The organism is Thermofilum uzonense (assembly GCF_000993805.1).
Lineage (GTDB): Archaea > Thermoproteota > Thermoprotei > Thermofilales > Thermofilaceae > Thermofilum > Thermofilum uzonense.
This window is the reverse complement of record NZ_CP009961.1, coordinates 1038187-1062369: the sequence shown is the minus strand read 5'-3', so window position 1 is coordinate 1062369 and position 24183 is coordinate 1038187. Positions and strand designations below refer to the sequence as shown.

The following is a 24183-nucleotide window of genomic DNA, read 5'->3' as shown; positions in this document are numbered from 1 at the left end:
AAGGCCCTAGAGTAGTTCATTAAGTGTTTTCAAGGCGCGACGTGACCTAACATATAATACAAGTGACCCTAGTAGTACTATTAAGGATAAAAGGGAAATAAGGGGTTTATCTAAAAAGAGATTTAAGAGCAGAGAAACAAGCGAGGCAACTAAACTCGAGAGTGAGGCACTCCTGGCAAGGGATAGTTTTCTCACAAGAGACCCCAACCTTCCCTCTCTATTTCTTAAGTAGTTTACCAAGGTTAACATAGATAATGTTATCAGGGAGATCGGAAGCAGTATAAGAGTTAACGAGACAACGTAAGGTATGCCACTTAAGGGAGTCGATGCCTCCTTGGTTGTTGTGTTTTCTTCAGGATGCTTCTCAGTCGCAGCAATCTTAAGAGGCCCTGTACTGGTAGGAGTCGTCTGTGTCCCTATCTTTGAACTCGATTCGAAGCTGTATAAAGCATAAATGGAGTACAGAAGCAGAATAAGGGCTCCCGTAAGCAGCACTAGCGATTTCATCATTACACTCCTCTTTACCCCCTTTTATTCATATAAATTAAACGTAGCCACAGTACATACGCTAAAAAAGTAGACCCATCGCGTATACCACTATGGGAAGAGCGACTGCTGTTGAAAGCAAAGTCGAGGTAAAAATTATTCTAGCAACTTTAGACGCATCTAGTCCAAGTTCCCGCGAGATAGGTACGCAGGAAACAGCGCCAGGCATAACGCTCTCGATTATAGCTACGTTTCTGTCGACCCCCCTCATAGCCACGTTATTTGTGAAAACAAGGGTGAGAGGTATTACTATTGCAAGGCGGTAAAAGTATGCTTTGAACCCGTCTAAGTCCAAGCGAGGGTTCATGCTGAACTCGAGCCCTAGTTCAAGAAGCGCTATTGATGCGGCTGAATCTGAGAAGGGTTTTAAAACCATTATCAAGGAGTCTGGTATTTTTAGTCCGGACAAGCCTATAAGCGAGCCTAGGAGAATAGCCGTAACTGGAGGAAAAGTTACAACTCGAGTTATCATATTTTTCAGATCAACTATTCTGTGTTTGGACAGGGTTGGTGCTAGTATATTAGAAGTGGCATTGTTGCCCAGAATATAGAAGCCAACGCTTGCAACGCCTTCTTCACCATAGAGAGACTGCGCTATGCCTACAGGAAGGTATCCAGCGTTCGCATACATTGCGGTGAGCGTAATCTCTGGATTCTCCCTCATCAACCTTGTAAAAATAAACGTGAGTAGGGAACCGAGGCTGCTCAGCAAAGAGAGGATAAGAACTTGGGGGTCAGGGTTCCTTGAAAACCTTGTATAGGCTGCCACGAAGAGCAAAGATGATAGAAATATGTACACGACGATTTTTGCTAAGAAGGCAAGCTCCTCATTAGTTGGCTTAAGTAGTAGGCCGATCAGGACCCCAAAAATAATTGGCGTGTAAATGTTGAACAGTTCTTGAAACATAATTCCAGCTAGTAAGCAACCTTTAATAACTCTTCCATCAATTTCAATAACGATCTAAAATGTTCGCAGTTCTCTCTAAAAAAGGGAGATACATTCATGCTGTCCCCTTCCCCTGGAAGGTTAGCATCGTCGCATTTATGGCCCATCCGCTCCTAATGAAAAATGATTTGCAGTCCTCTCTCGAGGCTATACGTGTTCTCACGAATGACCCGTTCTTCGACATGATCGAGGTGAACCTTTTAAGCGACGATATATGGCGCCAGCTCGAACCTGTGATCAAGAACTCGGGTGTCGACCTAGCAATTGGCTTACAACCCATGACCACAGCACAGGGTTACAACCCTGCCTCGATAATTGAGCAAAAAAGGAAAGAGGCTGTTGAAGCCCTGTCTCAGGCAATCAGGAAGGCGGCTGAAAGGGGTGTAAGGAAGGTGGGTTTCTCTAGCGGAGCGGATCCTGGGTCAGATAACAGGGAAGCCGCTAAAGATTCATTAGTCAAGAGCCTTAAAGAGCTCGCAGCTTTCAGCTCGAAACTAGGGGTTAGCTTGATCTTAGAGACCTTCGACCGAGACTGGGACAAAAGACAACTCATTGGTCCGATTCGTGAGGCTGTGAGTGTTGTCGAGGAGGTTAGGCAGGAGTACAATAATATTGGATTGCTCTGGGATCTCAGCCACGCTCCAATGTTGGGAGAGAGCCCTGAAGACCTAAAGATCGCAAGAAACTATCTATCTCACATTCATATAGGCTGTACCAAGAAACTACCCGACGGAAAGCTAATGGATTGGCACCCAGGCTTCTACAGGCCCGGAGCTATAAACGGGGTCGAGGAGGTTTCTCATCTTCTCAAGGTTTTAGACGAGATAAACTATGTGGGCGCTATTGGCTTCGAGGTGAAACCTGAAGAGGGTCAGCACTGGAGGGAAGTTGTAGAGGCTGCGAAAGGCGTTCTATATACGGCATTCGCGAAACTAGTTTTTTAAGGGGTGATTGAGACGGGAAAGCTTAAAATAATATTCCCTGAGAGCATAGGGGTCGTAGAGGTAGAGCTTACTGGGAAGAATCCCAAGACTGCTGAGGCCATTATAAAGGCAACCCCCTTTGAGAGTAGAGTTCATCTTTGGGGGGATGAAATCTACTTCTCAACCCCTGTTAGCATTGGTCAGGAAGTAGGCTCCGATGTTGTTGAGAAGGGTGACGTAGCTTACTGGCCACCCGGGGACGCTCTATGCTTATTCTTTGGCCCAACACCAGCAAGCAGGAGAGGTGAGATTAGGCCAGCTAGCCCCGTAAATGTTTTTGGGAAGATCGTCGGAGACCTCACCCTCCTTAAAAAGGTAAAGAGTGGGGAGAAAGTGCGAGTAGAGTGGGAACCTTGAGCCCGGGGAAAAAGATAAGGATTAAGAGGCTTTTCAAGGACGGCAGGGCTCTCATTGTTGCCCTTGACCACGGGCGACGGCATGGGCCGATACCGGGGATCGAGGACATGGCTTCTACGCTGGAAAAGGTCTTAGAGGGGCGGCCGGATGCTGTGATGCTTACTCCTGCCATGATCCAAAGATACCATGAGCTTTTGTCCAACGTTTTTGTAGTAGCCAGGATAGATGGAACCGGGACGACGCGAAGCCAAGACGAAACCGATGATAGGCTTATCTCCTCGGTAGCACGCGCCGTTTATTCGGGAGCGGACGCTGTCAGCGTCATGATATATCCGGGAAGTAGAAACGAGTCTATGCTCTGGGAGAAACTAGCCAGAGTGGTCGAAGAAGCAGAACCCCTAGGCATACCGGTAATGGCAGAGGTGGTTCCCAAACCTCCTGTCTTTACCAGTGTAGATGCAGAGGTCGTGGCATACGGGGCTAGAATAGCAGCAGAGCTCGGCGCTGATATAGTGAAGACCGTTTACGCTAGTGACTTTTCCATCGTTACGAAAAAAACACCGGTGCCTGTGGTTGTTCTCGGCGCATCAAAGGCTCCACTGAGTGAAGTTCTTTCCAAGGTCGAGGAAGCCGTGAAATCTGGTGCTGCCGGTGCGGCGATCGGGCGTAATATATTTCAACATGAGAGCCCTGACAGGGTTGTCAAAGCCTTAATGGAGATTATTCATGGTGGGGCCTCTCACTTGGAAGTTTTGAAGAAGTATTCTCTCTCGTAGAGGCTGTAATTTCACAAATTTTCTTCTCTTCTTGTTTATAATGTTCTCAACCTATTTTACTCGAAAGCAACTCGAAGTTTTAGCTGTTGCAACGATAGACGAGATTTTTCATTCAGCCAAGTATAAGATTAAATTTATATATAAGTTTGACATTACATTATTTGATGCAATGGCACATGAATATAAAATCGAAGAACTCGCAGAGGTGTTACAAGTGCTTGCAAACCCTATACGTTTAAAGATGCTTTCCCTAATAGCTGTAAAGCCAAGGCATGCATATGAGCTCTCGAAACTTCTAGGGCTCTCATACCCGCTTACACACCTTCATGTTTCCCTACTGGAAAGAACAGGCTTTATAAAGGGAGAAATAGTCCCAGGTCCTCGCCCCAAGAAGGTCTACTCTCTTACAGAGTTCAAAATAGTGGTTTCACCTGATCTTTTAAAGAGGATGGGTGAGAAACTTGAAGCTGAGTAACATAGTAGTTTTTGTACTGATGCTGGGGCTTGTAGCCCTTCTAGTCTTCTATATTCCTCTCGAAGTTATAAAAGGTGTATCCGCCCGAACCCTTGACCCGCTTTTTGGTGGTGTTGTGGCGGCTCTAAGTATCCTGTCTGGTGCGGCGCTAGGCTTCTTCAGTCTAGTTTTCACACTTGTAAAACCATTAGAGGAAGTGGGCGACCGAGGCATTGAGCTCAAAATGAGAGAAACAGAGAAGAAGATCCTAGCTTATCGTGCACGCCAGCGCGCAATGCTTGAAGAACTTGACGCGATCAAGAAGGAGCTCGAGGAGATACGTGATATCTTGAAGGAGGGGATGGGGGTTTGAGTGAAAAAGAGCTGAAGTATGTGGAACTCAGCGATGAAGAGGTTGAGGAGCTTGTGCTTAAGAGGCTTAAGGAGATAAGGGAGCTTCTTGAAGAGATAAAGAGAATATTCGAGAAGGCAGGTGTTTAGTTATGAGCGAGTTATTCGACTCGTACGAGTCAGCCTTGAGTGGGAAAAAAAGAAGAGGAAGTCTCAGCATCTCGGGGGCTGGAAAGGCTAACGGCGGATACTATCAGGAGATTAAGATAAGCGGGGCGGGGAAGGTTGAAGGCGACGTAGAATCCGAGAGGGTGAGTGTGGCTGGCTCCGCGGTCTTCAGTGGGAATGTAGTTGCAGTCGAGGCGAAGCTGGCGGGAGCAGTTAAAGTGCTAGGCTCTCTTAAGGCTAAAAGGGTTAGCTCTGCCGGCGCTTTAAAGGTTATGGGGTGTCTAGAGGCGGAGGAGGCACTATTAACCGGTGGGATTTCTATCGGCTGTCTAACGTTCACCTTCGCTAGAATTGAGGGGGGTATCCGTATCTTGGGTAAGACGGAGGGGGAACATTTAGTGCTGAATCTGTCTGACGAGTCAAAGGTTGGGGAGGTCTCAGTTAAGAAGCTTGAGGTCAAGACGGCTGAAAAGTATGGTGTGGTGAAGCTTATCAAGTTGCTTTCAGGAGGAGATGTGCCTGTCCTTGAGGCTTCAAAGATAGATGCTGAGGAGGTCACTATCTACAATGTGACTGTGAAGGCGCCTGTGCGTGCCAGGCGTATCATCCTGAGGGGTAAGGCACGAATAGAAGGCGAGGTTCAAGGAGAGGTAATACAGGAAAAATAAATCATTTATCTTCTTTCTTCCCAGCGAAGTACTCCTGAAGGGGCCCAAGTAGTTTGAAGAGTTCCATGGGAAGCACTATCTTTGTAGATGGGGAAGATGCTATCGCCTCGAGCGCTCCAAAGTACTGTAGGAGGACGGTCTTCGAGTCCAGTTTTCTAGCTTCCTCATCAACGTAGCGCAGGGCTAGGGCCTGACCCTCCGCCTTTAGTATAGCTGCTTGTTTTTCGCCCTCCGCTTTGAGGATGAGCGCCTCCTTTTCTCCCTGAGCCACACGTATGGCTGCTTCACGTTTTCCTTCAGCCTCGGTTACCATGGCTCTCCTGTTCCTCTCGGCGGACATCTGTTTAATCATAGCCTCTTGAACCTCCCGTGGAGGTATTATTTCACGTATTTCTACGGCTGTCACCTTGACGCCCCACCTTGCTGTCACTTCATCGAGCTTCTCACGGAGCACCTCGTTTATGTACTCCCGTTTTGCCAGAACCTGGTCTAGGTCAATATCGCCGACGACTGCACGTAAAGTTGTGGTAGCTATACCTATAGCCGCCCCCCTAAAATCGGATACTTCTACCACGCTTTTCGTCGGGTCTATGACCCTGAAGTATATGAGGAAGTCGATGTCTACGGGAGCATTATCCTTCGTGATGCAAGTCTGCTTCGTGACTTCTATATATTGTTCTCGAAGATCGACAACTATACCTCTATCGATGAAAGGAATTAGCAGCACGAGCCCTGGACCCGCGACCTTTACTACTCTTCCAAGCCTTAAAACAACTATTCTTTGATACTCTGGAACTATACGAATACTCGAGGCTATTATGCTGGCAAAGACTATCAAGACTACAAAGGCTAAGAAAACAGAGAGGGGACCCATATCAAAACATACACGGGGGTACTGTTTTATTTGCTTTCCGCAGGCCTCACCTTTAGAACGAGGCCCCTCACAGCTTCTACAATTATTCTCTGTCCTTCTCGTATTTCATCGTCGCTTTCTGCTGTCCAATCCTCTCCCTCTACATATACTACTCCTCTCTTTCCGGGTGTTATTCCTGTTTTCGCGTAACCCGTTTTGCCTATGAGTTTCTCCTCAAGGCTTAGCGTCTTCATCCCGAGGGTTTGAGAAGCCTTGTAGATTATGAGGGCTATAAAGACTCCAATTAATCCCAACAGGACTAGTGCAGTTACAGTGAATGATGAGAGAGCATGGTAGGGCTGAGTATAGTATTCAACAGCAATCCCAATACCGACTAGAAGTCCACCGCTAAGCCCAAAGACCTGTATACCCGGCTTGAAGAGCTCAAGGAGGATAAGCACTACGCCGAGTGAAACGAGTAAAAATGCATAAAGGTTGATCCCGATTAGGTTGAACGTGTAAAGTGCCGTTAAAATAAGGGCGCCCCCTATCACACCCCATCCCTGAAACCCCGTAACATGGAACTCCAGTGCTAGTAGAAGTACTCCTAGGACAGCCAAGAGGAGCGCAATACCAGGATCTATTAAAAGAGAGAGCGCCTCGCTGACCAGATCGTCTCTGAGGTATGAGATAGGCAATCCCTCAAGACCCTCCGCCCTTAATACCTCGCCGAGGCTCCCTGCCCTCGCGTCTGCAAGGCCTAAATCTAACGCCTCCCTCGCGGTAAACGCTTTATTTTCTATGACGAGTTCACGGGCAAGTAGATCAGGCTTTTGGATCTTTTTCTCTTCAAGAAGCCCAGTGAACCTCGAAATCATATAGGCCTCTGTCTTGTCATTTGACGGTGTTGGCTTACATGCTCCAATGACTGCGCCGTCACCGACATAGAGTTTTGAGGCTGCTAGCGCTACGCCGGTGGCTGCTGAGACGGCTTTAGAGCCTGGAGGCAGGAAAGCTATGGTTCTGCACTGGCAGGTCTTGAGGAGAGAGATTATCTCGTCCATGGACTTGACGTAGCCTCCATAACTATCAATTACCAGTATGAGAATGCCCCCGTTGACAATGGATAAGCCCTTCTTTACAAGGTAAACTTTCCCCTCATCAATACCGCCATGGATCTCTACTACAGCTACACTTTCTGGTTGTGCTTTACTGAGAGCAGCCAGAAGGAGACCGAGTATAATCACAAAAATTATGAACGAAGTTCTACGCATCTCGTGTTTTAAACAGCTCTTCCCTTATAAAGATTATAGTTTGCCTAGCAGATAAAGAGTTATAAAGCTTTAGAATCGTTTCCCCCTCCTAAAGGAGGATAGGACTAATCAATGCCTTAAAGCAATACTTGGAGCCTTTAAAACGCGAGTATATATACCAAGCAAAGTTTTCCTATTTTCCGTGAGTGAGATTAACGGCGTCATCTTCAACTTTGCATTCGGGCTCGCGTTAGGCTTACCTCTAGGCCTAGCAGCTTACAAGCTAAAATATCTCGACGCCAAAGCTGCGGCTTTAAGCATTATGTTCTCAGGCCTTTATTTCATGGGGGGTATCGGGCTTTACCTTGCGTCCCTCACATTTTTCTTCTCATCTTCACTTATAACAAAACTCGGCTATGCAAATAAGAGGCAAAAGGATGCTGCTGAGCGCGAGGGAGGGCGTTCTTCTAGCCAGGTGATAGGCGCCGGGCTTGTCGCCGCACTATTCACGGCTCTCCATGGACTCTTCATAGATTACCGTCAGAAACTACTGCCTACTGCTCTAGCCGTTCTTGCGGCATCAAACGCTGATACCTGGGCAGCTGAGCTAGGAGCCATTTATCCGGGTAGACCCCGGCTTATTACTCGTCCCTGGGTTAAGGTAGAGCCAGGCACCTCAGGCGGGATAACACCATTGGGCACAATGGGAAGTATTCTTGGAGCCGCGATTATAGGTGTAGTTGCGCTTCTAGAAAGCAATCTAGGCTTACTTAATATCAATCACGCATGTGTTCCTCTTATAATCGCGTTGGGCTGGCTGGGCGAAGTTCTTGACAGCGTTGTTGGAGCCACTTTACAGAGAAAATACTATTGTCCGCGTTGCAAGACGCTTACCGACAAAACAACGCATAGCTGTGGCGAGAAAACACTGCCGGCCGGCGGGTTCTCGTTTATAACAAACGAGGTGACAAACCTTATTGCTACTGGACTCGTGGGCTTACTTGGCTTTCTTATCCTTTGCTAAAGAAGGTAAAGGTGTAGGAGTAGTACAACACAATATATATGAGGAAAGCTATTGCCAGCAGCGTTACATATGGTAATAGTACCACGGCCCAGAACTTCTCCGTCGTGGGGGTTTCCATTGACTGGTCCGTTTTCGTGATAAATGAAGGGTCTAGAGGGTTGGCAGGTGTATACATGTATCTCTTCTCCTCGTATTCTCGGGAAGTTATCATTCGCATAGTCATATAAGCTATAATCTTGAGGTAAAGCGGCGTACGCTCAGGGAAGGTAGCCCTATTTCTCCAGTTATAGTATACGTTATAGGCTATATAACCCATAGATAGTATCCCTGCAAGAATTACAATTGTTGCGGGCGGGACGAGTGTCAGAATATTTCTGAGGCTTGGTGGCTCAGCGAAGGATATAAAGATAAGGGCGATAATGTCAGCCTCCCCTACTAGCTTAAACTTTAACGCTAAAATAGCCACTAGGAGAATAGTTATAATAGACACCGCATATAGTACCAGTTGTATTGTTTCCGAGAGGAACTCAAGGAGTAACAAGGGGGCTATAATAAGCGAACCGATAATCCATACTTTATCATCGACTTCTCTGCTTTGGTAGTCTGTAAAACCAGCTAACATCAATGTTGAAAAAGCAATCAGCCGTCGGATTAAAGGCAGTAAAGCAAAAATGTTGAACAATGATATCCCTGTTCTCAGAAGCCGAAAAGGCTTGAAAGACCCTCTTCAACAGTCTCCTCGGGCGCCTCCTCCTTTTTCTCTTCCTCTTTCTTAGCCTCCTCCGTCTTAGCCTGAACAGGGGCTGTTGTAGCGGGGGCCGTTGCAGGAGCCGCGGCAACAGGTACGGCCGCGGTCTTTATGGCTTCTTCGATGTTTATTTCCTTGAGAGAGGCTACCAAAGCTTTCAATCGTATCTCGTCGACCTGGATACCTGCCGCTTCAAGGATTTTCTTCACGCTTTCCTCTGTTATCTCTTTTCCAGCATGGTAGAGGATTAAGCTTGCATATACATACTCCATTCTTTCCACCGCGATTCTGCTTTTTACGCGTCAGTACTTAAAGCTTTTGCTTGATGTCTCTATGAATAATTATATAGGCGTCCCTGGGTTTCAAGAAGCAAACTTTGGTTTGGCAATAGGCAACACTAGTTTTCATTTCTATTGATAATTCTTGTGATTTCCCGTGCGAAAACGCTAATGGGGTCTTGTAAAGTTTTCTTAGCTCTCTGGATATATCGTTCGCGTTCTCCTGGTCCTGTCTCGAGAAGTAATAATTTTTCAATAAAGCTTTGAGGCAGAGGGGCCTTATAAAGTGGGAATCCTCTCTTTCTTATAAACTTGTGAACTTTTAGCTCGCCGGGATACGTCGAGATTGAAGGGGTTCCGAGGAGCGCGGACTCTGTGGCCATTGTGCCACCACCTGTAATGACAAGCCTTGCGTGGTACTCCAGGCTCACGAAATCTGTAGCCCCTTCAAGAATCTTTACCCTATTATTCCACCTAGAAAGCAGTCTTCTATATAGCAAGGCTTGATCCGGATAGCGTGGATACACGATAACTGTGAGATCTGTCCTCCTCAGAATCATTCTAGCTATAGAGAGAGGCATCCTAGTCGCGAAGGCAGGGGAAGGGTAGTAATATGATTTCTCCTCTCCTGGTCGTACTAACGCGTAACTGAAGGGCTCCAATCCGAGCTCCCTTGGGACCTTTGGGTCAGGTTTTTCACGTAGAATCCATGCTAGCTCGAAAACTCCTTCAAATCCCACTACTTCCACAAGCCTATTGTATTTTTCAAAATCTTCCAATAGGAAGTAAGGCGTCACAAATATCCTAGAGAGAGGAATCGTTAGCCTTGACACTGCATCTGAGTGCGGCGAGTCACTACTAGTTATAACTGGTATGCCGAGACCAAAGGCCACACGTACTGAGTCAGGTGAGACAAAGGTAAGGTGAACGTCCGGTTTTTCAGAAGACACTATATCAATAAGTTTCTCTTGCCGCTTTATACTTTCTCGAGTTTTGGCTATAGACGATGCTCCGGGATAGCGGCCTACAAGAAAGTGTTTTGACCATCTCTTGCTAGCCAGGTTGGCGTTAAGATCATAATCGCGAGTCGTTAAAAACACATTTTGCCTGCCGAATATGTCTTGAATATAAGAAAATAGGAGAATCTGTTTAGGGGTAAGCGCTTCTACCCATATCTTCACGCGTTTACCCTCTCCTCACCACTCAACACTTGTAGCGGGCCTCTCCTTAGGCTCCTCGTATGCCTCCTCAGGACCAACTTCTTCTAATTTTTTCGTGATGTAATACATTATCGCCGTTAGCGCCAGGAAGGTAACTGTTATTGCGAGACCGATGATTATCATTGTGTTTTTTGACGGTTCGGGTGCTAACCATGGGTATCCTCCGAGAACATAACTACCTATAATTATTGGGACTGGAAACCAGTAGAGAGTGATTCCTATCAGGGACATCAGCAGGACGACGACAAACTTCCCATTCATAGCCAACAAAACGCTAGAAGGCAGTGTGGTAAATAACGGTTTTGTTAAAAGATTACCCTGCGCCACAAATGCTTATATACTATGTCGACACTTATCCGGGTGGATGATGACGCCGTCCCAGTTGTGTGGAGAAGGGGATGACAGCCTCGCGACGATCTGATTAAATCTTTGCTCATGAATACTGCCACCCGCTCTGCGCCATTGGGGCGGGCTCCCGGTTACTCTTCTAGGGGGTTATTCTCTGGCTCCTGGTGACGTATTTTGCCTTTCTTCTTGGCAAGTGATACGACTCCGCTGTGTGAGATATAGGTCCCGATTCTCGTTGGTGTGGGCGGGCTGTATCCTGTCTTGTGAGTGATGTTCAAGCATGCGTTGATGTGCGCGTTTATCTCTAGACCCGCAGTTCTTGCACACAAATCGTAGCCTTCAGGGCGTACACCGGCATCCTGCCAGACTACAGGAAGGCACTCAACGGCATTGATGCAATGCTCAGGGAGCTAGAAGAACATCAAAGCAGGATCGAAGACCTCCTCGAGGAATGGGAAGCTGAGAAGACATACTAGGGATCTCCCTCTAAGAATCACTTTCACCGTTTACTCTTTCACTGTAATTTTTATAAGAGCTGCCACAGGTTATTTACCCGAGTCTAAGGATGGCTATACTGCGTAACCCCAGCGTCCTTTCACGTCAACATATACCTAGTCGTCTCCCACACCGTGAATCTCAGCTTGACATGCTTCAGACTCTCCTAAGGGACGCTGTCGAGGGCCCGCCCTTTTTTAAGGTGATACAACTGATCGGCCCGAAAGGTACGGGAAAGACTACTTCTTCACACCTGCTCTTGAAGTCTTTACGAGAGGAAAATCCACTCATCCAGCACGTCTACGTTAACCTCCGTGCTCTGGCAGACATATCTCCCTGGGTATTCTATTCACAGTTGCTTACAAAGATGGGCGGCAAAGCTTCACGCAGCCTGAGCGCGGGCGAGCTGTTTGACAAGTTCGTCTCATCCCTGCGCAAAGAAAAGGGAAAGACATTCATTTTAACCATCGACGAAGCAGACCAGCTTTCGGGCTACCGTTCGCTAAGAGGTGGACAAATAGTTTACAACTTGACCAGGCTTTCCGAGCTCGGCGTCGAGAATGTTAGTGGTGTGATATTCATTTCGAGGGATGAGAGCTGGTCTCAACGCCTTGCTCCTGAAGAGCAGTCCTCGCTCGGCAACATGATAGTAAACTATCCCGCTTATACTCGTGATCAATTGGTCGATATAATCCTCTATCGGGCATCCGAGGCGTTTGTCATTGGAACTTTTCCCGAGGCTGTTGCAGAGTATCTGGCCGAGGTCACTGTTACTCTCTTCGACTCTGACTTGAGGAAGGCTCTTGATATCCTGCTTATTGCAGCGCAAATAGCTGAGACCAGCAAAGATGAGAAGCTCTCCTATAACCACATAAACAGGGCCATAGAGCAGGGCTTGCGTGAAAAATACCTTTTCTCTATCAACCCTGAAACGCTTGGAACAGCTGAACGCGTAGTATTGTCCGCTATATTATTGGCTTCAAGGCAGCTGAACCAAAGCTTTATCACTCTCAGAGATATCCAGAGGTACATTGAGCTAATCTGTGAAAATTATCGGCTCAGGAAGCTCACACCCCGCGAAACGGACGAGGCTCTACAGAGGCTCACCGACGAGGGGTACATACAGTTCAAGGGTCCTTTGAGAGTATATATCACCATGCTGCCGCCCCCCGCACGTCAGGAGGGCTTGCCAGACCTGGTAGAGAAGCTCCTAGGAGTTAGCGCCTAAATACGTGATAAAAGTTTAATTGGCGTTAACTTTTACATGAAAGCGGGATGAGTGGTCACACCACGCGTAAGCTCGGGAAAACACTGAGCTTTAGACTAAGGTACCTTGAGAAAATCCTAAGGGGTGAAAAAACTACCACCATTAGGAAGGGTATTCTTCAACCGCAAAGCGATGAGGTCTTCCTGGAGAGTGGAGGACAGATATATGGAGAAGCGCGCGTAAAATCACTTAGGTTTACGAGGGTCTCGGAGCTCACAAAGGATGATGCCTTGAAGGATGGTTTTAATAGCCTAGAAGATCTCCTGGATGCCTTGAAGGAAATCTATCCAGATATAAAGGAGGACGACTGGGTCACCATAATCTCTCTCGAAGAGATTACACGTTACTCATCTCCCGTTCCAGTGAATGAAATAAAGAGTTTAAAGGCGGTAGATCCTTCTCTAGTGGCCCGCTTAGCATTAGCTTACGGCATCGACGAGTCCCAGATACATCGCGTTGTATTAGCGAAACTAGCCTTAGGATATACCACCGGGAAGGTAGCTGAAGACCTCGGCCTACCCGAGCCTCAAGTAAAAGAGATCTTAAACAATTATGCGCTAAAACTTCGGTCGAAAAATCTTCTCTTATAGCTTGTCTAGCTATAACGTTATTAAACTTGTTATGCGACTTTAAGCTCAGAGTTTAATGATGCTAACAATAATAGCTCACGGCGACATAGACGGCATGGTCTCCGCAGCTATAATAATTTCATATTATCTCAAAAACAAGGAGGGGGTGAAGTATAAAGTATATTTCTCGCAGCCTTTCTCTCTTCATAACACCCTTCAAAGAATACACTTTACCTCGGGTGAAGTCTATATTCTTGACATCGCATTCAACGAGGAGTACTGGGAAACAACTAGTCAAGCCCTCTCGTTCCTAACCAGAGTCGCGCAAACAACATGGATTGATCATCATCCCTCAACAATTTTTCATAAAGATAAAATTACAGCTACAGGTGTGAATGTCCTGGCCACACCCGCCCCATCTACAGCCTCGCTCCTGGCCAATCTAATACCGCTTACCATCGACCCAGACTTCTCTCTAAGACTAATAAAGCTTGCAGAGCTAACAGACACACCAAACCCTGATCCTAGCGTAAGGGAGTTAGGGCTTGAGTCGGCAGCCGAGATACTAACCGGCGCTATCGCCTTAGAGCCTCGTGACGACGATCTAAGGAAAAAAATAATCGAGAGCTGGGTTAAGAAGCGCATACTTGTTCCTGAAGAGGCGGTATTAAGGTTTCAAGAAAGTGAAGAGAAGCTGCAAAGACTGCTTAAAGAGGTAAAAAACAGGGTAATATATGACTCACCTGTCTTACGCATTATAGATCTAAGAGACCTTAGAGTATATGGGTTCTCAGGCAGAATAGCTTCACAGGAGGCTGCTGCACAGAGGAAAATTATCTTAATACTCTTCCGGATAGGTCAAAACATAGTCGTGATAACGGGTAGAGCACCAACAGGTTTTCCCGTAAATCTAGCTCAACTATTCTCACGTTTCTCCGAGGAATTAGGGGTAAGCGGGGGTGGACACAACTACGCCGCCTCCTTGAGAGTTCCAGCAGGCATTGCAGACAAGGTGGTTAGACAAATCATCAACGAAGTGGAGAAGGCTCAAGAGGTTCTAAATCAAGGTTAGCTAATTGAGACTCGCTTTATTGCTGGGTGTTCGAGAATTCTATCGATAACCTCGCCCGGAACATTCGAAGAGACTACGACGTATAGTTTCGGCTCCTCATAGATGTTTGGATCCTCGGCGACCACTTGGAGAATATTTATGTTTTTCTCAGCAAGTGCGTTCGCTACCCAGGCCAGTATGCCAGGCTGGTCTCTGTGAGTTTCCACGATAAGACACCTATACCCTAGAAGCTTCGAGACCTCGACTAGAGATGGACCTGCGGGTCTCAATCGACGGAAAAACTCTCTGAGGAAACTATCCTCGCGTATAGCTCGGAGAGTCTCTATAACTGTTCGCCTATCGACGCCTGCTTCAAGCGCGATTGACTTGAAAGGCACCTTGATTCTCTCGCCTAAGGTTACAGTATTTTCACGGACACTCAAGCCGTACTTTAGTAAGACTTTGAGTACCTCAAGTTTTTTCGTATGACCCTTTACGGTCTCTGTAAATTTCTCTACAAGCTTCTTATCCACGCATAATCCTTGCGAATACAGAAATTTATAATATATCCTCTCCCCCATCCTCCTTTGAGGAAACATTTATATACTATAATGAATAAAAAAGTGATCTTGTGAACAAAAAATGACAAAAAAGTACATGTTAGATGAAAGCCTCTTACCCAGACAATGGTACAACATCTTACCGGACTTACCTGAACCCCTTCCTCCACCCATCTCCCCGGCTACGGGCAAACCAGTAAATCCAGAGGAGCTTGAAGCGATCTTTCCCAAGGAGATTGTGAGACAGGAAGTGTCTCAAGAGAAATTTATACCTATACCTGAAGAAGTGCGAGACGTCTACCGCATTTGGAGACCTACCCCTCTTATAAGGGCTACGCGTCTTGAGAAGGCTCTCAAAACACCCGCCAGAATATACTTTAAGTTTGAGGGAGTGAGTCCTCCAGGAAGCCACAAGCCTAACACAGCTGTAGCCCAGGCTTATTACAATATGAGGGAGGGCGTAGAGCGACTTACAACCGAGACAGGTGCAGGCCAGTGGGGCAGCGCTCTAGCGTTTGCAACAAATCTCTTCAACCTGAAGCTAACCGTCTACATGGTCAAAGCCAGTTATCTTCAAAAGCCGTATCGAGCCATACTCATGAAGATTTGGGGTGCCGAGGTATTGTCGAGTCCCAGCGATAGAACCAAGACCGGCAGAGAGGTACTGGCAAAGGATCCCGAAAACCCAGGCTCCCTTGGAATAGCGATCAGCGAGGCTATAGAGGACGCTGTGACACATGAAAATACAAAATATAGCCTCGGCAGTGTTCTCAACCACGTCCTCATGCACCAGACGGTTATAGGCCTAGAGGCTATAGAGCAGATGAAGCTCGCAGACGACTTCCCCGACTACGTGGTGGGATGTGTCGGCGGCGGCAGCAATTTCGGGGGACTAGCGTACCCCTTCTACATGCTTGTACACGACGGGAAAGCACCGAAAAAAGTAAGCCTAGTGGCTATAGAGCCGACCGCGGCCCCCTCTCTTACAAAAGGAGAGTACATATACGACTTCGGAGACACAGCCGGGCTTACACCGCTCCTAAAAATGTATACGCTAGGCCACGATTTTATACCGCCCCCAATTCACGCCGGAGGCCTCAGGTATCATGGAGCTGCCCCAACTCTAAGCCTTCTCAGGAAACACGACATAGTGAAAAGCGTCGCCTACGACCAGGTTTCAGTGTTCCAGGCTGCCGATTTCTTCGCTAAGACAGAGGGCATAGTTCCTGCCCCCGAGAGTGCGCACGCGATAAAGGCTGTTATTGATCTTGCTATGGAAGCAAGGCAAAAGAATGAGGAGAAAGTCATACTGTTCAATCTAAGCGGTCATGGGCTTCTCGATCTAGCTGCCTATGCGGATTATCATCAAGGAAAACTGCCTGCCTATGAATACCCTGCGGAGAAGGTCCAGGAGTCCATGCAGAAGCTGAAAGCTTTCCTCGCTACTATAGGGCAGTCCTAAACTTTTATTGTCTTTTGTAAGGTTTTTTAGTCAAATCTCCGATTAAACTCCTATGAGAGCTACAGCTTCCGCGCCAGGCAAGGTAATATTATTCGGAGAACACTTCGTAGTGAAAGACCAGCCTGCCATAGCGGTCGCCGTCTCTCTAAGAGCCTACGTAACAGCTACTCTTTTGAAAGAAAAAACAATAAGAGTCTACAGTAGGAATCTGGCATTGAGTCGTGAGTATACTCTCCCCCCTGCGGACGATAAAAACCCTCTATACCCTGTAGCTCATGCAGCCTTTACAGTTCTAAATAAGCTGGGGGCCTACCATGGCATTAGCATCGAAATAGACTCTGAAATTCCTCCTTCAGCGGGTATGGGCAGTTCGGCCGCAGTATCCGTAGCTACAATAGCAGCAACCGCTAAGGCCATGGGCGAGGATTTGCGTTTAGAGGAGATTTCAAGGATGGCTTACGAGGCAGAGAGGATAGTCCATGGCCGACCGAGCGGCATAGACAATACCATTGCCACATATGGGGGAGCAATAGCTTATCGTAAAAGTGAAGGATTCCTGAGACTCAACGTTGACTTTAAGGATGTGTCGTTAATTTTAGCCGATACCGGGAAACCAAGAAGTACGGGGCTACTCGTTAAACGTGTACTTGATCTTTACGATGCTTTTCCCTCTGTGTTAGAACCGATTTACTACGCTGCGGGTCGGCTTGCTGTAGAGGCCGCCAAGATGATGGAGCGGGGAGACTGGGAGGCTGTAGGAGCCTTGATGAATGTAAATCACGGACTCCTTTCAGCCATCGGTGTCTCAACGATCGAGCTAGAGCAGATAGTATACGCTGCGAGAGAGGCAGGAGCCCTTGGGGCTAAGCTTACAGGTGCGGGGGGAGGGGGTTACGCGGTGATACTTTGCAAGAGAGATCATGAAGGAAAGATTATAGAGGAACTGAGAAAAGTAAGCCCTAGGCTCTTGAAGCTCAATGTTGAAAATACAGGTGTTTCTACTAGCCTCTAGTTTTTACCTGAGCTGAGCCCCGATCCAGTGTCAAAACCGCGAAAACCATAAATTGCCCTGTTTTTCTCATATAATCACAGCCCCGGTAGCTCAGTCCGGTAGACTTGGAGGTGCCGACAGCACCGCTCTGGTAAACCTAGCCCTCAGGCATCCAGAGAGGCGGGGGTCCCGGGTTCGATTCCCGGCCGGGGCTCTTCTAGACGGAATACTTCTGTATCATCAAACGCATTGCGAAAAATATTTCTTTATAGATCCTTTATAGGTTAAGCCATGTCGTCGCTTGGTATAACAGTAAAGAAGAGTGAGGATTTTTCGGAATGGTATTCTCAAGTACTTGTTAAAGCGGGTCTTGTTGATCTCCGCTACAATGTTCAGGGATTTGTTGTACACAGGCCATGGCTTATGAGGATAATAAGGGCGATCTACCGCTTCTTTGAAGAGGAACTTGAGAAAACGGGGCACGAGCCGGTATTATTCCCGTTGGTGATACCGGAGGAGAACTTTGAGCGTGAAAAGGAGCACGTGCAGGGTTTTAAGCCAGAGGTTTTCTGGGTTACGGAGGCTGGTGACGAGAAACTGGAGCGAAGGCTGGCCTTACGTCCAACCTCGGAGACGGCCTTTTACTACATGTATAGCTTCTGGATTCAGAGCTGGCGCGACCTCCCCTTAAAGCTCTACCAGAGCGTCAGCGTTTACAGGAACGAGAGCAACACGAGACCACTCATTAGAGGGAGAGAGTTTCTCTGGATCGAGGCACACTGTGCCTTCTCCACTCACGAGGAAGCTCTGAGACAGGTTGAGGAAGACATGGAGAATTCTAGGAAAGTTATCTGGGAGAAACTCGGAATACCATTCCTCTTCCTTAGGCGACCTCCATGGGATAAGTTTGCGGGAGCCGAGGACACATATGCTGCCGATACACTTATGCCCGATGGTAGAGTCCTGCAGATATCATCTACACATGACCTTGGACAACGATTCGCCAAGGCGTTTGATGTAACCTTTCTTGACAGGGAGGGGACCAGGAGGCATGTATGGCAGACATGTTACGGACCTGGTGTCTGGCGCATAACAGCAGCTCTTATAGCTATTCATGGCGACGACAAGGGTTTAGTGCTTCCCTTCAGCGTCGCTCCAATACAGGTCGTTATAGTCCCGATATATTACAGAGAGGAAGACAAGAAGTCTGTGCTCGAAAAAGCTCACAGTATAGAAGAGATGTTAAAACAGAAAGGGTATCGTGTCTTTTTGGACGACCGGGAGGAGTACACTCCGGGCTGGAAGTTCAACGACTGGGAGCTTAAGGGAGTCCCCGTGAGGATAGAGATAGGGCGTCGGGAAGCGGAGAGTAAGACACTGACTATATACCGTAGAGACACTGGGGAAAAGAAGCAAATTGAAGAAGCAAAGCTTCTTGAAACGATACAGGAGCTCGAGAAAAGTATTCTTGAGAACCTAAAGACTAAGGCTAGGAGATTCATGGAAAGTCGCACGGTAGAGGCTCGTACACCAGAAGAGGTTGTAAAAGCTCTAAAAGAAGGCTATCTTGTCAAGATGCCGTTTTGCGGGAGGGAGGAATGCGCGATGGATCTTAAGGAAAAAACCGATGGCGGCAAGGTAAGGGGCACAGAGATCAGCTTCAAAGAAGGGGACTATGGGAAATGTGCCTGGTGCGGCGCGCCCGCCCGACAAATAGTCTATGTGGCTAAAAGCTACTGATGCCTGCATATTTGTCTTATAATTTAAGCGAAAGGCTTATCCTTTTGATATATTGAAATTATAATTAGGTATAGATGAGGATTGTTGTTTTACGCGCGAAAGGGGGCTCAGGTGGATCCACAGTCAGTCTCTCCCTTGCTAAGCATTTTGCCTATAAGGGTAAGAAGGTTCTACTTGTAGATTCGGATGTTATAAGTACTATAAGCTCTGTTTTCGGTCTTAGGGGTCTAGGGCTGATACAACTCGTTAAGGAGGGGCAACCTCCTGAAAAGGCTGTAGTAAATATGTCTCTTAGGAATGGCTCTCTTACAGTTTTGAAAATATTTAGTGATGGTGTTCCTGTAGAATATGAGAGGATTGATCTAGTTAAGAACATCGAGGATGTTAGTGAGGCTTATCTTGGATTGTTAAAAAAAGGCAACTTTGATGTAACGATAGTGGACACCCTTCCTGCTACAACGCCCCTCGAACCCATAGTAGGGTGGGAGTCATCTACATACCGAAAACACGTCAACGAAAAAACAAAGTATATAATGGTCAGCGAACCGGTCAAGCCATCAATTGAGGCTTCCATCAGATATTACGGTATCCTTAAAGAGAAAGAGCATATAACGAGTGGAATCGATGTTGCTGTTCTAAACAAGGTGGATACGCGTGTACTCAGCTATAACGAGATCTTTTCGACACTGCTGGAATTTATGGAGAGAATTGACTCACATGTAGGCGTGGTTCTAGCCTATCAGCCCGAGCTCTCCAAAACTCTTGAAGACTTTGAGAATATGAAAGTCCCCGTCCAAATCATGGAACTAGCGCACTACCTTGAACGCCCTCCTCTAACAAAAAAGGTCGTAATCCCCCAGAAGGGAGATTTATTAAAGAAAGTCGTCTTCCAAAACGTAAACGTCCTCTTAAAGACAAGAAGCATAGGAGGTGCAGAAGACACAATAAGATTACTCGCGAACATGGTGCGCGAATACTACAAGGAGTCCTCTCTTTTCCTCTTTAGCGCGACTAGTACAATGAGTACGCCGAACATAATCAATTTTAAAACAATTTACTCGTTCTTATCCGAGCGATCAAAAGCCAAGAGCCTGGACGATGCTATACGGCTCGCTAAAAGACTCGCGATTGAAATATCCGATGAGGTCAAAAAGTACAAGTTTGAAAAGAACATTATTGTATTCTATCTGTCAAACGACATTGAGCCTATAGTAGCACAATGTGACTTATTCCTACTTTCTAAATCATTCTGGAATGAGCTGCTTGTGCAGTTAACATTTACACTGGAGAATACTTCTGTAATCGTCGTTTGTAATCCTCAGAGAGCTAATTGCCATCCTCTTGAAGAACTCGTCGACATGACTCTCGAAGTAAGCCCCGATCAGGAAGGACTAAACTATCTTGTAGAATTTAGCAAGGTATGATGATGTCGGTAAAGCTACTCAAGGTCGCCTTCTTTGCTCTTCCATTTCTTTCGGCAGCTTTACTAACATGGTTTACTCTTTCTTCTCTCATCTTCATATGGTTAAACTATGCCATTTGGTTAACAACAGTGACAGGCTTCCTTGTTTTTCTTCAATATTTCGTTGTATACCTGCGCTCATTCAGGTATTCGCCAAGGTTTATAGGTGGTCCTACAAGCCTAAGAATTGCAGTCTTTGTAACGAGCTTCAACGAGGATCCGAAAATAATAAAGGAGACGCTCCTCTCGGCAAAAGCTGCTCTCAGGGGGCGAGGCGATGTTTACCTACTAGACGACTCTACAAATCAGATGATAGTAGAGGAGCTTAAGAAGTTCTGTGAAGAGCATGGAATAATATATGTTCACCGTAAGGAACGGCGAGGTTTTAAAGCTGGAGCGATAAACAACGCATTGAAGCTTTTCGGAGATAAATACGATTTATTCGTCATATTCGATGCTGATCAAAAGCCAAGGCTGGATTTCCTGGATCAAGTTCTCCCATATTTTGAAGACCCTCAAGTCGCATTTGTCCAAGTACCCCAGAGATATACTGAGCTTAGATCCCCTATCGCCTATGGGGCGAAATTTCAGCAAGAGCCCTTCCTGAGAAGAATAATGAGGGGTAGAAGCCTGATCTCAGCTTTCTCCCTCGGTTCGGGAACAGTCTTTCGCGTTAAAGCAGTAAAGGAGGCCGGATACTTCGACGAGAACAGCATAACTGAAGACGCGGAGATATCGGTTAGAATACACTCGAAAGGCTGGAAGTCAGTCTATCATGACGAAGAATTGATTTGGTATGGAGAGCCCCCTCAAGACGCAGCCGCATATATTCAGCAGCAAAATCGCTGGGCCTTCGGTTACTTCAAGCTTACGCCTAAAATTATAAGAAGCGATTTATCCTTCGCGGCTTTCTTCGACTACATAGCCGGCTTCCTCTATTGGCTAAAAGAAGGACCACTTACTTTCTTCGAGATACTCGCTCCCATCGTTTTCCTATTGCTAAAACAACCATTCATACGCATGGATCCTTATCTCTACGCCTTAGCCTACTTTCCCTACATGTTTATCTCGGTCACAGTATTTGTTCTAAGCATGAGGGGCTTCGAATACGGTTTTAAGGGCTTCCTAGCCCATCAGGCGAACGAGTATCTGGCATTCACCGGTATAACTGCAGCCTTTATCTCATTCCTACTGGGTAGAAGAATACCATTCAAGGTTACTCCGAAAGGCAAAAGCATGAGGAACCTTCGAGTCCTCGTGATCCATCTAGTCCTTTTAGTACTCCTCTTACTGTCAATTGTAAGTGGCCTCTACTGGTATTACACTTCCAGTAACCCGAGCGAAGTGGCAGCGATAATAATTAATTTGTTCTGGGCTTTTTGGCACTTATTCTTCCTTTCCCTCGCAATATACAATGGAGCTAAAACACCAGGCGAGGAGAAGCCAACGGTATTTTTCGAGAAGCTCGACTACAGGGTTAACAGATAGACATACGCATCGCTACGATCTTCGTAGAAATTCCTTAAGATGTCCTTCCTTACAAAGCCGAGCTTCTCGTAGAGCTTAATGGCTGCAACGTTCTCAGTCTTTACCTCAAGCCTGATACGCCTTAAACCTCTCTGGCGAGCAAGGTTTATCGTCTCCTCCATCAGCCTCCTGCCAACTCCTTTCCCCCTAAACCATTCCACCACGGCTATACTGTGAACATGAAGCTCCTCCTCAGACTCACGACAAGAAACAATATAGCCAACCAGTAGTCCCTTATAGTCAGCTATAAGGAAGTAGTCTCGGCATTTCTCGAAAAGGTAGAAAACATGGTTAAACCCAAAGGCGTCAGGGCCAAAAGTCTTCTCCTCTAACTCGACTATGTAAAACAAGTCCTCGGGTCTAGCCTCTCTAATAGTGATGTCCAAGATGTTCACCCGAGCTCCACGACCTGTCCCGGTTTTGGGATGATCGTATTTGGAAAAATTTGCTGGGAGGATGCGAGGAAAGCCTCATCTATTTCTCTCCCATACCTTGCATATGGTAAATGAACTAGAGCCAACATTTTAGCACCAGCCCTCCGCGCAATCTCAGCAGCCTGACGAGGTGTTGAGTGGCCATCCCTAACAGCCTGTTCCTCAAGCCCCGACGGGTAAGTAGCTTCATGTATAAGCAAGGAACAATCCCTGAATGACTCCACGACAGAATCCGATGGTGCCGTGTCACCTGTATAACAAACAGAGAGGCCATCTAAAGTTAGCCTGTAGCCAACCGCTACCACAGAGTGCTTAGCCTCAACAACTCTTATTTTCCCGTTATCATAGCCAGGATAAACTTCCCGCATTTCGTAAAAACTCAGCAGTTTCTCAGCCAGGTTCCCTCCAAGAATCCTGAACGCATCAACGACCCCCTCCAAGACACCTTGGGGAAGATACAACGTTATTCTCCTCTTGGATAGTACTGTCCCCAGATGCCAGGCCAACTCATATATCCCGAGAGAGTGGTCCAAGTGGGTGTGAGTGAGAAGAATTGTGTGAACAGAATCCAACAATCCTAGGCTCAAGAGTCGCTGTGGGCACGAGGCCGGGCAGTCGAAGAGATAGCCTTCAACGTAAATACATGGCTGGATGTTGTCTGGAGTGAACGTGCTTCCTGAAGTTCCTAGAAAAATCGCTCTTATTTTACCCGTTGTCATCGAGACATCACTTGTACCGTCTCAAATACTAAACTTAAGGATGTTAAACAACAATAAATAACTGTTCTGTCGACTAGATCAGTCGATGCTACCTGTTCTCTTCTTCGCAACCGGAGGCTATTCTTAGAGTGTTGAGAGTCAGCCTGGCAGCAGATTCAAAGTCAGGCTTTACAATTATCTCAGCCGATACATAGCCTGAGTACCCTGTATCTTTTAGCGCTTTTAGAATCGATGAGAAGTCCAAGTGCCCCATACCAGGCGCATACCTATTACTGTCAGCAACGTGAAAATGCCCTATCTTATCGCCAGCAACGCGTATGGAATCCTCGATTACTGGCTCCTCGATATTCATGTGGAAAGTATCAAGCAACAAGTAAAGGTTGGGGCAGTCCACTCTTCTTAAGAAATTCAATGCTTCCCCTACCGTGTTTATTATTTTCGACTCGTACCTATTTAAAGGCTCGAGGAACAATTTGACGTCCGCGTCAACCGCTTGTCTACACAGTGTCGAAAGTTGTGCTGCCAGGAGATTCAAAGCCATTTCAGGCGAAGAATAAGAGTCACCACGCCCCCTTATCAGACCTATTATAACTCCTCCGGCTTCACTCCTCCCAGTGTACTCCACGAAACTCTGGAGACGATTAAGTGTCCGTGCACGAACTCCCTCATCAGGACTTGTAAGATCCAACCCGTAATGGATATAATTCAGGCCAGTTCCTATAGCGGGCACACGCAGGCCATAATCGGAGGCTATTCTTACAAGCTCTATAATTGTCTCGGGTTCAAGCACGGAATATTCAATCCCGTTATACCCCAGTTCCGATAATAATAATGCAAACTCGGCAGGACTGCCCTTAGCAACAGCCTCGAACTTAGCGTGTAAAGGCGTAACTGCCATCGAGAATTTAAACACATTATCGTAGTTGTGCGGAT

Annotated in this window: 29 protein-coding genes and 1 tRNA gene; 17 read left to right on the top strand and 13 right to left on the bottom strand. The window is 46.7% G+C overall.

Features of this window, described 5'->3' with window-relative positions:
- Nucleotides 1-6: 6 nt before the first annotated feature.
- Entirely contained in the window at nucleotides 7-507 is a 501-nt protein-coding gene (locus MA03_RS05440) for a hypothetical protein (protein ID WP_052884300.1), read from the bottom strand.
- 61 nt (nucleotides 508-568) lie between these two features.
- On the bottom strand, nucleotides 569-1453 hold the full coding sequence (locus tag MA03_RS05435) for an AEC family transporter (protein WP_052884299.1): 885 nt from the start codon (nucleotides 1451-1453) through the stop codon (nucleotides 569-571).
- A gap of 59 nt (nucleotides 1454-1512) precedes the next feature.
- Between MA03_RS05435 and MA03_RS05430 the strand changes: the two genes are divergently transcribed.
- The 7 genes from MA03_RS05430 (at nucleotide 1513) to MA03_RS05405 (ending at nucleotide 5249) form a co-directional block, all read left to right on the top strand.
- Nucleotides 1513-2436, top strand: a complete 924-nt coding sequence (locus MA03_RS05430) for a sugar phosphate isomerase/epimerase family protein (protein WP_052884298.1) — start codon at nucleotides 1513-1515, stop codon at nucleotides 2434-2436.
- A 3-nt stretch (nucleotides 2437-2439) separates the two neighbouring features.
- Nucleotides 2440-2832, top strand: a complete 393-nt coding sequence (locus MA03_RS05425) for a cyclophilin-like fold protein (protein WP_236944850.1) — start codon at nucleotides 2440-2442, stop codon at nucleotides 2830-2832.
- Entirely contained in the window at nucleotides 2820-3608 is a 789-nt protein-coding gene (locus MA03_RS05420; RefSeq protein WP_052884297.1) for a class I fructose-bisphosphate aldolase, read from the top strand. The genes MA03_RS05425 and MA03_RS05420 overlap by 13 nt, the downstream gene beginning before the upstream one ends.
- Nucleotides 3609-3777: 169 nt before the next feature.
- A complete protein-coding gene (locus tag MA03_RS05415; protein WP_191118441.1) occupies nucleotides 3778-4083 on the top strand; it encodes an ArsR/SmtB family transcription factor in 306 nt (101 codons plus the stop codon).
- Entirely contained in the window at nucleotides 4070-4435 is a 366-nt protein-coding gene (locus MA03_RS05410) for a hypothetical protein (protein ID WP_191118440.1), read from the top strand. The genes MA03_RS05415 and MA03_RS05410 overlap by 14 nt, the downstream gene beginning before the upstream one ends.
- A complete protein-coding gene (locus MA03_RS09010; RefSeq protein WP_257719659.1) occupies nucleotides 4432-4563 on the top strand; it encodes a hypothetical protein in 132 nt (43 codons plus the stop codon). The genes MA03_RS05410 and MA03_RS09010 overlap by 4 nt, the downstream gene beginning before the upstream one ends.
- 2 nt (nucleotides 4564-4565) lie before the next feature.
- The gene (locus MA03_RS05405) at nucleotides 4566-5249 is read left to right on the top strand and encodes a hypothetical protein (RefSeq protein WP_052884294.1); all 684 of its coding nucleotides are present in this window, start codon (nucleotides 4566-4568) and stop codon (nucleotides 5247-5249) included.
- A gap of 1 nt (nucleotide 5250) precedes the next feature.
- Here the strand turns inward: MA03_RS05405 and MA03_RS05400 are convergent, their stop codons facing one another.
- Together MA03_RS05400 and MA03_RS05395 are read right to left on the bottom strand one after the other, a co-directional pair.
- A complete protein-coding gene (locus MA03_RS05400) occupies nucleotides 5251-6123 on the bottom strand; it encodes an SPFH domain-containing protein (protein WP_052884293.1) in 873 nt (290 codons plus the stop codon).
- Nucleotides 6124-6149: 26 nt separating this feature from the next.
- On the bottom strand, nucleotides 6150-7376 hold the full coding sequence (locus MA03_RS05395) for an NfeD family protein (protein ID WP_191118439.1): 1227 nt from the start codon (nucleotides 7374-7376) through the stop codon (nucleotides 6150-6152).
- A 181-nt stretch (nucleotides 7377-7557) separates the two neighbouring features.
- On the opposite strand from MA03_RS05395, the gene MA03_RS05390 reads away from it, so the two are divergent.
- Nucleotides 7558-8379: a DUF92 domain-containing protein gene (locus tag MA03_RS05390; protein ID WP_052884291.1), complete on the top strand. Its 822-nt coding sequence runs from the start codon at nucleotides 7558-7560 to the stop codon at nucleotides 8377-8379.
- Here the strand turns inward: MA03_RS05390 and MA03_RS05385 are convergent.
- From MA03_RS05385 to MA03_RS08705, 5 genes are all read right to left on the bottom strand, one after another.
- The gene (locus tag MA03_RS05385) at nucleotides 8366-9001 is read right to left on the bottom strand and encodes a hypothetical protein (protein ID WP_052884290.1); all 636 of its coding nucleotides are present in this window, start codon (nucleotides 8999-9001) and stop codon (nucleotides 8366-8368) included. The genes MA03_RS05390 and MA03_RS05385 overlap by 14 nt on opposite strands.
- A gap of 74 nt (nucleotides 9002-9075) precedes the next feature.
- The gene (gene rpl12p / locus MA03_RS05380) at nucleotides 9076-9399 is read right to left on the bottom strand and encodes a 50S ribosomal protein P1 (RefSeq protein WP_052884914.1); all 324 of its coding nucleotides are present in this window, start codon (nucleotides 9397-9399) and stop codon (nucleotides 9076-9078) included.
- 125 nt (nucleotides 9400-9524) lie between these two features.
- Nucleotides 9525-10586, bottom strand: a complete 1062-nt coding sequence (locus tag MA03_RS05375; RefSeq protein ID WP_052884289.1) for a DUF354 domain-containing protein — start codon at nucleotides 10584-10586, stop codon at nucleotides 9525-9527.
- Between the two features lie 15 nt (nucleotides 10587-10601).
- Nucleotides 10602-10886, bottom strand: a complete 285-nt coding sequence (locus MA03_RS05370; RefSeq protein WP_191118437.1) for a hypothetical protein — start codon at nucleotides 10884-10886, stop codon at nucleotides 10602-10604.
- Nucleotides 10887-11104: 218 nt separating this feature from the next.
- Nucleotides 11105-11302, bottom strand: coding sequence for a hypothetical protein (locus MA03_RS08705; protein WP_191118436.1), 198 nt, complete (start codon nucleotides 11300-11302; stop codon nucleotides 11105-11107).
- Between the two features lie 236 nt (nucleotides 11303-11538).
- Here MA03_RS08705 and MA03_RS05365 point away from each other — a divergent pair, with 236 nt between their 5' ends.
- The 3 genes from MA03_RS05365 to MA03_RS05355 are packed head-to-tail and all read left to right on the top strand — an operon-like array spanning nucleotide 11539 to nucleotide 14376.
- A complete protein-coding gene (locus MA03_RS05365; protein WP_052884287.1) occupies nucleotides 11539-12696 on the top strand; it encodes a Cdc6/Cdc18 family protein in 1158 nt (385 codons plus the stop codon).
- Nucleotides 12697-12743: 47 nt separating this feature from the next.
- Nucleotides 12744-13325: an ASCH domain-containing protein gene (locus MA03_RS05360; protein ID WP_052884286.1), complete on the top strand. Its 582-nt coding sequence runs from the start codon at nucleotides 12744-12746 to the stop codon at nucleotides 13323-13325.
- Between the two features lie 55 nt (nucleotides 13326-13380).
- Nucleotides 13381-14376, top strand: coding sequence for a DHHA1 domain-containing protein (locus tag MA03_RS05355; RefSeq protein ID WP_052884285.1), 996 nt, complete (start codon nucleotides 13381-13383; stop codon nucleotides 14374-14376).
- On the opposite strand, the gene MA03_RS05350 is transcribed toward MA03_RS05355, so the two are convergent.
- Nucleotides 14373-14888 (bottom strand): hypothetical protein, encoded by a 516-nt coding sequence (locus MA03_RS05350; RefSeq protein ID WP_052884284.1) that lies wholly within the window; start codon nucleotides 14886-14888, stop codon nucleotides 14373-14375. The genes MA03_RS05355 and MA03_RS05350 overlap by 4 nt on opposite strands.
- Nucleotides 14889-14997: 109 nt before the next feature.
- On the opposite strand from MA03_RS05350, the gene MA03_RS05345 reads away from it, so the two are divergent.
- The 6 genes from MA03_RS05345 to MA03_RS05325 all read left to right on the top strand — a co-directional run bounded on the left by MA03_RS05345 (nucleotide 14998) and on the right by MA03_RS05325 (nucleotide 22058).
- A complete protein-coding gene (locus tag MA03_RS05345; RefSeq protein WP_052884283.1) occupies nucleotides 14998-16377 on the top strand; it encodes a TrpB-like pyridoxal phosphate-dependent enzyme in 1380 nt (459 codons plus the stop codon).
- Between the two features lie 52 nt (nucleotides 16378-16429).
- The gene (mvk, locus tag MA03_RS05340) at nucleotides 16430-17389 is read left to right on the top strand and encodes a mevalonate kinase (protein ID WP_052884282.1); all 960 of its coding nucleotides are present in this window, start codon (nucleotides 16430-16432) and stop codon (nucleotides 17387-17389) included.
- A gap of 79 nt (nucleotides 17390-17468) precedes the next feature.
- Nucleotides 17469-17582, top strand: a tRNA-Thr gene (locus MA03_RS08700).
- Nucleotides 17583-17659: 77 nt separating this feature from the next.
- The gene (gene proS, locus MA03_RS05335) at nucleotides 17660-19108 is read left to right on the top strand and encodes a proline--tRNA ligase (RefSeq protein WP_052884281.1); all 1449 of its coding nucleotides are present in this window, start codon (nucleotides 17660-17662) and stop codon (nucleotides 19106-19108) included.
- A 74-nt stretch (nucleotides 19109-19182) separates the two neighbouring features.
- The gene (locus MA03_RS05330) at nucleotides 19183-20532 is read left to right on the top strand and encodes an AAA family ATPase (protein ID WP_052884280.1); all 1350 of its coding nucleotides are present in this window, start codon (nucleotides 19183-19185) and stop codon (nucleotides 20530-20532) included.
- A 2-nt stretch (nucleotides 20533-20534) separates the two neighbouring features.
- Nucleotides 20535-22058 (top strand): glycosyltransferase family 2 protein, encoded by a 1524-nt coding sequence (locus MA03_RS05325; protein ID WP_191118435.1) that lies wholly within the window; start codon nucleotides 20535-20537, stop codon nucleotides 22056-22058.
- Here the strand turns inward: MA03_RS05325 and rimI are convergent.
- The 3 genes from rimI to MA03_RS05310 form a co-directional block, all read right to left on the bottom strand.
- Nucleotides 22040-22483, bottom strand: coding sequence for a ribosomal protein S18-alanine N-acetyltransferase (gene rimI, locus MA03_RS05320; protein ID WP_191118434.1), 444 nt, complete (start codon nucleotides 22481-22483; stop codon nucleotides 22040-22042). The two genes, MA03_RS05325 and rimI, sit on opposite strands and share 19 nt — an antisense overlap.
- 5 nt (nucleotides 22484-22488) lie before the next feature.
- Nucleotides 22489-23250: an MBL fold metallo-hydrolase gene (locus MA03_RS05315; RefSeq protein WP_052884278.1), complete on the bottom strand. Its 762-nt coding sequence runs from the start codon at nucleotides 23248-23250 to the stop codon at nucleotides 22489-22491.
- An 88-nt stretch (nucleotides 23251-23338) separates the two neighbouring features.
- Nucleotides 23339-24163, bottom strand: coding sequence for a sugar phosphate isomerase/epimerase family protein (locus MA03_RS05310; protein WP_191118433.1), 825 nt, complete (start codon nucleotides 24161-24163; stop codon nucleotides 23339-23341).
- Between the last annotated feature and the right edge of the window lie 20 nt (nucleotides 24164-24183).